At 64.3% G+C, this 7,551-nt stretch carries 5 protein-coding genes and 4 tRNA genes (1 of these 9 running past the window's edge); all 9 read right to left on the bottom strand.

Annotated features, from left to right (window positions below):
- Positions 1-55 (bottom strand) — tRNA-Asp (locus RTO53_RS18425) (it extends 122 nt beyond the left edge of the window).
- Between the two features lie 85 nt (positions 56-140).
- Positions 141-217: transfer RNA gene (locus tag RTO53_RS18430), tRNA-Asp, on the bottom strand.
- Between the two features lie 28 nt (positions 218-245).
- Positions 246-320, bottom strand: a tRNA-Val gene (locus RTO53_RS18435).
- Positions 321-331: 11 nt separating this feature from the next.
- Positions 332-604 carry an HU family DNA-binding protein gene (locus RTO53_RS18440; RefSeq protein WP_038690141.1) on the bottom strand — a complete coding sequence of 91 codons (273 nt, stop codon included), beginning with the start codon at positions 602-604 and terminating at the stop codon, positions 332-334.
- A gap of 205 nt (positions 605-809) precedes the next feature.
- Positions 810-3,275, bottom strand: a complete 2,466-nt coding sequence (lon, locus tag RTO53_RS18445; RefSeq protein WP_312239158.1) for an endopeptidase La — start codon at positions 3,273-3,275, stop codon at positions 810-812.
- A 143-nt stretch (positions 3,276-3,418) separates the two neighbouring features.
- Positions 3,419-4,708 carry an ATP-dependent Clp protease ATP-binding subunit ClpX gene (gene clpX, locus RTO53_RS18450; protein WP_256776281.1) on the bottom strand — a complete coding sequence of 430 codons (1,290 nt, stop codon included), beginning with the start codon at positions 4,706-4,708 and terminating at the stop codon, positions 3,419-3,421.
- 126 nt (positions 4,709-4,834) lie between these two features.
- Positions 4,835-5,461, bottom strand: coding sequence for an ATP-dependent Clp endopeptidase proteolytic subunit ClpP (gene clpP / locus RTO53_RS18455; RefSeq protein WP_256776280.1), 627 nt, complete (start codon positions 5,459-5,461; stop codon positions 4,835-4,837).
- 66 nt (positions 5,462-5,527) lie between these two features.
- Positions 5,528-6,823, bottom strand: coding sequence for a trigger factor (tig, locus tag RTO53_RS18460; RefSeq protein ID WP_312239159.1), 1,296 nt, complete (start codon positions 6,821-6,823; stop codon positions 5,528-5,530).
- Between the two features lie 237 nt (positions 6,824-7,060).
- Positions 7,061-7,145, bottom strand: a tRNA-Leu gene (locus RTO53_RS18465).
- Positions 7,146-7,551 lie beyond the last annotated feature (406 nt).

A 7,551-nucleotide genomic window follows, 5' to 3' on the forward strand; every position in this document is an offset into this window, starting at 1 on the left:
ACCCGCGACCTCCGGCGTGACAGGCCAGCATTCTAACCAGCTGAACTACCGCTCCGCACTAAACCTTTTACTACCCTTCTCGACGACGTCGATCGCCGAGAAAACTAAGGCCCCCGATTGCTCAGGGGCCTCGTCGAAACTGGCGGAGCGGACGGGACTCGAACCCGCGACCTCCGGCGTGACAGGCCAGCATTCTAACCAGCTGAACTACCGCTCCACATTTCAAACTTCTACTGGCGGTGCTGTGGTGGGTGCTGAGGGTTTCGAACCCCCGACCCTCTCCGTGTAAAGGAGACGCTCTACCGCTGAGCTAAGCACCCCAGCAAGCCGCTTAGTTTACGGCATCCTTCAGGGCTTTGCCAGCCTTGAACGACGGATTGTTCGATGCAGCGATCTTGATGGTGTCGCCGGTCTTCGGGTTGCGGCCGGTGCGGGCAGCACGTGCGCGAACCTGGAACGTACCGAAGCCCACCAGCGTCACTGCATCGCCGCCCTTCAGGGCCTTGGTGATGGAAGCGATGACGGCGTCGACGGCGCGGTTGGATTCGGCCTTGGTCAGGTCGGCGGCTTCGGCAACGGCATCGATCAATTCGGTCTTGTTCATTCTGTACAGCTCCTTTGGCGGGGATTCCGCATATTCGACAGTGAAGCATCCGACCCACATTGCGGCCGGACGCCAGTGAAGTTCTCGATTCGCCGACGTCAGTGAGTGCTGACTCGCGAGTGGTGCTTTTATACCAGCGCACCCCTACCCGCGCAAGCTGAAAAGCCAATAACGACGCGGGTTTCGGCGATTTCCAGATGGCGCGTCAGTGCTTGACGCGCGCCGTGGAAGCTGTCTTGCCCTTGCTGCGCACTGTGACGCGCGCCCCATCCTTCTTGGCCTTCTTGGGCGTCAGCGGCGCCTCCAGCGCCAGCTCCAGCACCTCTTCGATCCACTTCACCGGAATGATCTTCAGATCGCGGGTGACGTTGGCCGGGATATCGGCCAGATCCTTGCGGTTCTCTTCCGGGATGATCACCGTGGTGATGCCACCCCGCAGCGCGGCCAGCAGCTTCTCCTTGAGCCCGCCGATGGCGGTCACCCGGCCACGCAGGGTGATTTCACCGGTCATCGCCACTTCGGCACGGATCGGCACCTTGGTCAACGTGGACACCAGCGAGGTCACCATCGCGATACCCGCGCTGGGGCCGTCCTTGGGCGTGGCGCCATCGGGCACGTGCACGTGCACGTCGTGCTTCTGCAGGAACTCGTTGTCGATGCCCAGCCGCTCGGCGCGCGAACGCACCACGGACAGCGCCGCCGACGCCGATTCCTTCATCACGTTGCCCAGCTGGCCGGTCAGGATCAGCTGGCCCTTGCCCGGCACCAGGGTCGATTCGATCTGCAGCAGATCGCCACCGACTTCGGTCCAGGCCAGGCCGGTGACCAGGCCGATCTCGTTCTGCTCCTCGGCACGGCCGAAATCGACGCGACGCACCCCCAGGTACTTGTCCAGGTTCTTGCCGTTGACCACCACCAGTGCCTTCTTCCTGGCACCGGCCTTCTTGCCGGCCTTGGCCGGCTTGACCGCCGCGACGGGGCCGGCGAGCGCGATGTCCTTGACCACCTTGCGGCAGATCTTGGCCACTTCGCGCTCGAGGTTGCGCACGCCGGATTCGCGCGTGTAATAGCGCACGATGTCCTGGATGGCGTCGGCCTCGATTTCCAGTTCCTCCGGCTTGAGGCCATTGGCCTTGAGCTGCTTGGGCACCAGGTACCGCATGGCGATGTTGAGCTTCTCGTCCTCGGTGTAGCCGGGGATGCGGATCACTTCCATGCGGTCCAGCAGCGGCCCGGGAATGTTGAGCGAATTGGAGGTCGCCACGAACATCACTTCGGACAGGTCCAGGTCCACTTCGAGGTAGTGGTCGTTGAACGCGTTGTTCTGCTCGGGGTCGAGCACTTCCAGCAGCGCCGACGACGGGTCGCCACGGAAGTCCATCGACATCTTGTCGATCTCGTCCAGCACGAACAGCGCGTTCTTGCTGCCGACCTTGTTGAGGTTCTGCACGATGCGGCCCGGCATCGAGCCGACGTAGGTACGACGATGGCCACGGATCTCGGCCTCGTCGCGCACGCCGCCCAGGCTCATGCGCACGAACTTGCGGTTGGTCGCCTTGGCGATCGACTGGCCGAGCGAGGTCTTGCCGACGCCGGGCGGACCGACCAGGCACAGGATCGGGCCCTTCATCTGCTTCACGCGCGACTGCACCGCCAGGTATTCCAGGATGCGGTCCTTGACCTTGTCCAGGCCGAAATGATCGGCGTCCAGCGTGTCCTGCGCGGCCTTCAGGTCCTTGCGCACCTTGGTGCGCTTCTTCCACGGCACGCCCAGCAGCCAGTCCAGGTAGTTGCGCACGACGGCAGCTTCGGCCGACATCGGCGACATCTGCTTGAGCTTGTTGAGCTCGGCCTTGGCCTTGGCCTCCACCGGCTTGGGCATGCCCGCCTCGGCGATCTTGCGCGCCAGTTCGTCCAGCTCGCCCGGTGCATCGTCCAGGTCGCCCAGTTCCTTCTGGATGGCCTTCATCTGCTCGTTGAGGTAGTACTCGCGCTGGCTTTTTTCCATCTGCGACTTCACGCGGCCGCGGATGCGCTTTTCCATCTGCTGCACATCGATCTCGCCATCGACCAGGCCGACCAGCATTTCCAGGCGGTCGCCGATCTGCAGCGTCTCCAGCAGGCGCTGCTTGTCGGCCAGGCGCACGCTGATGTGCGCGGCGATGGTGTCGGCCAGGCGCGCGGGCTCATCGATGCCGGCCAGCGTCTGCAGCAGCTCCGGCGGCAGCTTGCGGTTGGTCTTGACGTACTGCTCGAACAGCGACATCAGCGAACGGGCGATCGCCTCGATCTCGCGCGGCTCACGCGATTCGTCCGATTCGATTTCGGTGGCGATGCCATGCAGTGCGGTCTCGCGCTCGGTGACTTCGGTGACGTTGACCCGCGACAGGCCTTCGACCAGCACCTTGATGGTGCCGTCGGGCAGCTTCAGCAGCTGCAGCACCTGGGCCAGCGTGCCGACCTGGTAGAGGTCGGCGGCGGTCGGGTCATCGGTCTCGGCCGACTTCTGCGCCAGCAGCAGGATGCGCTTGTCCGCCGCCATCGCCTGTTCCAGCGCGTGCATGGACTTGTCGCGGCCGACAAACAGCGGAATGACCATGTGCGGGAACACCACCACGTCACGCAGCGGCAGTACCGGCAGGTCGAGAGTCTCAGTAGGGGAACGGGCCATGTGGGCTCCAGTGGAACAGTGGGGATGGCCTCCGGGCGGCCTCGCCCGGATACAAAAAAAGCCGATGGCCTCGTTATGGGGCCATCGGCTTCTAGATGCAAGCTGTTCTAATAAACTTCTTTCAATTCAAATGCTTGAACCGATTATTCAGCACCCGCAGCCTTCTGTTCAGGGGCCGGTGGGGTCTGGTAGATCAGGTACGGCTCGGACTTGTGCTCGATCACCGATTCATCCACCACTACCTTGCTCACGTTCTCGGCCGAGGGCAGGTCGTACATGGTGTCCAGCAACACCGATTCGACGATGGTGCGCAGGCCACGGGCGCCGGTCTTGCGCTTGAGCGCCTTGCGGGCGATCGCCGCCAGGGCGTCCGGACGGAACTCCAGCTCGACATGCTCCATCTCGAACAGCTTCTTGAACTGCTTGGTGATGGCGTTCTTCGGCTCGGTCAGGATCCTGACCAGCGCCGCTTCGTCCAGCTCTTCCAGCGTTGCCACGACCGGCAGGCGGCCGACGAATTCCGGGATCAGGCCGAACTTGATCAGATCTTCCGGCTCGACTTCGGCCAGGATCTTGCCCACTTCCTGCTTGCGCTCGGAACTCTTCACCTTGGCGCCGAAGCCGATGCCGCCGGCGTCGTTGGAGCGCGCCTGGATCACCTTGTCCAGCCCGGCGAACGCGCCGCCGCAGATGAACAGGATGTTCTTGGTGTCCACCTGCAGGAATTCCTGCTGCGGATGCTTGCGCCCGCCCTGCGGCGGCACGCTGGCCACGGTGCCTTCGATCAGCTTCAACAACGCCTGCTGCACGCCTTCGCCGGACACGTCACGGGTGATCGACGGGTTCTCGCTCTTGCGCGAGATCTTGTCGATTTCATCGATGTAGACGATGCCCTGCTGTGCCTTCTCGACGTCGTAGTCGCACTTCTGCAGCAGCTTCTGGATGATGTTTTCCACGTCCTCGCCCACGTAACCGGCTTCGGTCAGCGTGGTGGCGTCGGCCATGGTGAACGGCACGTTGAGCAGGCGGGCCAGGGTTTCGGCCAGCAGCGTCTTGCCCGAACCGGTCGGACCGACCAGCAGGATGTTCGACTTCGCCAGTTCGACTTCGTCGTTCTTCTGGCGGCTCTCGATGCGCTTGTAGTGGTTGTACACAGCCACGGCCAGCGTGCGCTTGGCCCGGTTCTGGCCAATCACGTACTGGTCGAGTACCTCGAGGATCTCGCGCGGCTTGGGCAGCGAACTGCGCGCCGACTGCGCCTTTTCCTCGAGTTCTTCACGGATGATGTCGTTGCACAGCTCCACGCACTCATCGCAGATGAACACGCTCGGGCCCGCAATCAGCTTGCGCACCTCATGCTGGCTCTTCCCGCAGAAAGAACAGTAGAGGATCTTGCCGGTGTCCGTGGAACGACCTTGGCGGTCTTCGCTCATGCTTCGCTTACCCAGTTACCCCACCCGCTGAACGGGGGTTCGATTCGAGAATAGCACAGGGTCAGGGGGACACCAGTCCCACCCGACCCCGCGGAAACAAGCCGGTTTGCCGGCCTGGCTGCATCATCACGCCGGGGTGATCGACTCTTCCGGACGGCGCTCGAGCACCTGGTCGACCAGACCGTAGGCCACCGCATCGGCCGCGCTCTTGAAGTTGTCGCGCTCGGTATCGCGCGCGATAGTCTCCAGCGACTGGCCGGTGTGCTTGGCCAGCACCTCGTTCAGGCGCGAACGCAGGGTCAGGATTTCACGGGCATGGATGTCGATGTCCGAGGCCTGGCCCTGGAAGCCGCCCAGCGGCTGGTGGATCATCACCCGCGAGTTGGGCAGCGCATAACGCTTGCCCGCCGCGCCGGATGCCAGCAGCAGCGCGCCCATCGAGGCGGCCTGGCCGACGCAGATGGTGCTCACGTCCGGCTTGATGTACTGCATGGTGTCGTAGATCGCCATGCCGGCGGTGACTACGCCACCGGGCGAGTTGATGTAGATGCTGATGTCCTTTTCCGGGTTGTCCGCTTCCAGGAACAGCAGCTGCGCCACCACCACGTTGGCCATGTGATCGTCGATCGGGCCCACGAGGAAGATCAGACGCTCCTTCAACAGGCGCGAATAGATGTCATAGGCGCGCTCGCCGCGGCTGGTCTGTTCGACCACCATCGGAACCATGTTCAGGGCTGTGGTTCGGTTGTCCATTAGTGAGGCACCTATTTTGGGGGGAACGACCCCGCGCCGGGGCGCGGGGCGTAAAACGCGGGCCGCTTACTGGCGGATCGCGTCCTGGAACGACAGCTGTTCTTCAGTGTGCTGGGCGCGCTCGGCGATCCAGTCGATCACCTGCTCTTCCATCACACGATTCTGCAGCCCACTCATCAGCTGGGGGTCATTACGGTACATCTCAATGACCTGCTCCGGCTCTTCATAGGTGGAGGCAATCAGGCGCATGGTTTCGTTCAGGCGCTTGGGATCCAGGCGCAGGTCGTTCTTGCGGGCCACTTCGCCGACCAGCAGGCCGACCAGCACGCGCTTGGCAGCGGCGTCCTTGAAGCCTTCATGGGCGTCGGCCGGGACGTCGCCCGGGTTGCGGCCGCTGCGACGGATCTGCTCGACCTGCTGGGCCAGCATCGCACGGGCCTCGTTCTCGACCAGGCGCGGCGGCATTTCGACCGAGGCGTAGGCGGCGATCAGCTGCTCGCCCACTTCACGGCGCAGGCGGTTCATCAGCGCGCCCTTCAGCTCGCGCTCCAGGTTGGCACGGATGTCCTTGCGGAACTGCTCCTCGTCGCCACCCTTGACGCCGAAGCTCTTGATGAACTCGGCATCCACGTCCGGCAGCACCGGGGCGGACACGTCCACCGCCTTGACGGTGACCTTGACCTGCTTGCCGGCCAGCGCCGGGACGCGCCAATCGGCCGGGAACTCGACGTCCAGGGTCTTTTCTTCGCCCTTGGCCAGGCCGATCAGGCCCTGTTCGATCTGCTCGAACATCATGCCCTGGCCCACGATCACGCTGCCCTTTTCGGTGCCTTCGGCCGGCAGGCGCTCATCGCCGGCCTGGGAGAAGGTTTCCAGCGCGACCAGGTCGCCGTCCTGCGCGCCACGGGTGACCGGGCTCCAGCTGCGACGCTGTTCGCGCAGGTTGGTGATCATCTGGTCGATATCGGCATCGTTGATGTCGGCGGTGTGGCGGACCACGGTCAGCTTGCTGACGTCGACATCGCCGAAGTCCGGAATCAACTCTACGGTGGCCACGAAGGAGAACTCGCCTTCCTCGCCCTTGTCGATGCGCGGGGTACCGGCAATGCGCAGCTCATGCTCGCGCAGCGCGGCATCGAAGGTCTCGCGCAGCAGGCCGTCGACGGCTTCGCTGCGGACCTGCTGGCCGAAACGCTGTTCGATCACCTTGGCCGGGATCTTGCCCGGGCGGAAGCCCTTGATGCGCGCGGTGCGGGCGATTTCGCCCAGACGGCCACTGATGTGGGTCTGCAGGCGGTCTTCCGGCAGCGAGAAGGTCAGGCGGCGTTCCAGATTGCCAGTGGATTCGATCGAAGCTTGCATGTTGACTCCTGCCACCGGCGGCAACGCCCCCGGCACGATGTGATGGATGGAACGGGTTTTGAACGCGGGGTCGTTGACGCGCATGCCCGCCGCAGCCCTGTAGTTTCGCCGATATCGGCCAGCGCCGCCAGCGCAGGGCCGGGGCGGCCGTGAAGGCCTGCCCGGACAGCATGCGGCCGTCTCCCGGGATCCGGGACGTGCCCATCGTCAGGGTGCCGACCCGGGGGCCGGAATGACTGGTGCGAAAGGGGGGACTCGAACCCCCACGCCTTGCGGCACTGGAACCTAAATCCAGGGCGTCTACCAATTCCGCCACTTTCGCGAGCGATACCGCTCAGCAGCTCATTGTTGCAGGGCTGGGCGCAAAGAAAAAGCCGCAGGGCGTGGTTGAGCCGGGATTGGCGCGCGTGACCCATGCGCCGCGGAGCGTGCCCACGTGCGGCCGGGCGGCCGTCGCATCCAGCAGGCGCTGCGCCAGCGCCCGGTGGATCGCGGGCGGCAGCCCGCACCGGATCGGTCCAGCGGAGACGTTGGCTGCTTGCCGAGCATGGCTCGGCACTACCGTCTGCGCAACACGCGGGCCCCTCTCATCAGCACCCGGAACCCCGCGGCTTCGCCGCGCCCCCTTGACTCAAGGGGGCTGTCCTCCAGCTGGCTTGGCGCGACCGTCAGACAAGAAAAAAGCCGCCTGGCGGACCAGGCGGCTTCTGTCTTGGTGGGCTGTCAAG

Origin of the sequence: Stenotrophomonas sp. (assembly GCF_031995405.1) — a bacterium.
Taxonomy (GTDB): domain Bacteria; phylum Pseudomonadota; class Gammaproteobacteria; order Xanthomonadales; family Xanthomonadaceae; genus Stenotrophomonas.